Source organism: Vibrio sp. AIC-3 (assembly GCF_013114515.1).
GTDB classification, from domain to species: domain Bacteria; phylum Pseudomonadota; class Gammaproteobacteria; order Enterobacterales; family Vibrionaceae; genus Vibrio; species Vibrio crassostreae_C.
This window is the reverse complement of the sequence record NZ_VTXG01000066.1, coordinates 1-1,304: the sequence shown is the minus strand read 5'-3', so window position 1 is coordinate 1,304 and position 1,304 is coordinate 1. Positions and strand designations below refer to the sequence as shown.

The 1,304-nt window shown below is 47.2% G+C and carries 1 protein-coding gene; it reads right to left on the bottom strand.

The features are described from left to right. Nucleotides 1-32: 32 nt before the first annotated feature. Complete coding sequence (locus F0229_RS21590; protein ID WP_171733690.1) at nt 33-1,241, bottom strand: IS256 family transposase; 1,209 nt, start codon at nt 1,239-1,241, stop codon at nt 33-35. Nucleotides 1,242-1,304 lie beyond the last annotated feature (63 nt).

Here is a 1,304-nt window from a genome sequence, read left to right as displayed (position 1 = left end):
ACCCTGTAAATAATTCTGTGTAACTGTCGGGGTTACATGTATTCAGTGAGTCTGTCTTCGAACATAATCATAAAGCGGTTTAGAGCTTGTCGCCAGTTTCTAATCGGCATCGTCCACTTCTTGGAAGCATCTCGGATAGCCAGGTAGATCACCTTTCTAGCTGATTCATCCGTTGGGAACAGCTTGCGCTTCTTGATCGCTTTTCTAATAACGCTGTTGAGGGATTCAATGGCGTTAGTCGTGTAAATGGCTCGGCGAATATCCTCTGGGTAGTTAAACAAGGTGTTGAGGTTGTCCCAATGCGCCGTCCAAGAACGACTGATTTGAGGATACTTACTATCCCATCGGTCAGAGAACTGCTCTAGAGCCAGCAGTGCCTCATCTTCTGTGGCTGATTGATAGATTTTCTTCAGGTCAGTCGTCACGGCTTTGTAGTCTTTCCAAGGGACGTATTTGACCGAGTTTCGCACCATGTGGACGATACAGAGCTGTATTTGCGTCTCTGGGAACGCAGTGTTAATGGCGTCAGGAAAGCCTTTTAGCCCGTCAACGCAAGCGATAAGGATGTCTTTTACCCCACGGTTTTGAAGCTCAGTCAGCACGTTAAGCCAGAACTTGGCACCTTCCGTTTCAGAGAGCCACATGCCGAGCAGTTCTTTTTGGCCTTCCATGTTGACGCCTAACGCAAGATAGACCGCTTTGTTGATGACTTGCTTGTCTTGACGCACCTTAACCACGATGCAATCGAGATAGACGATAGGGTAAATTTCGTCGAGAGGTCGCGACTGCCATTCAATCACTTGCTCGAGTACCGAGTCGGTCACCTTTGATATCAACGTTGGCGAGACATCAGCATCATACATTTCCTTGAACGTTGCGACGATTTCACGTGTGGTCATGCCTTTCGCATACAGGCTCAATATCTTGTCGTCCATGGATTGGAATCGAGTTTGGTGCTTGCGTACGAGTTGAGGTTCAAAACTAGCTTCACGGTCGCGAGGGACGTCGATATCGACCTCTCCATCGTCGGTGATGATTGATTTGCCCGAATAGCCGTTACGGGAGTTGGAGCTCGTTCTAGGTTGGTGTTTTTGATACCCAAGGTGCTCATCAAGCTCAGCATTTAATGCCGTTTCAACGGTCACCTTGGTCAACATTTTTCTGAAGTCATCAAGATCAGATTCTGTCTTAATTGACTTTGCTGCTTCACGAGCAAACGCTTCAAGTGCTTTCTTATCCATATTGTCCATCCTTAGCCTTAAAGGCTTAAGTCTAGACAGTTACACAGAATTCGGGACACCCTC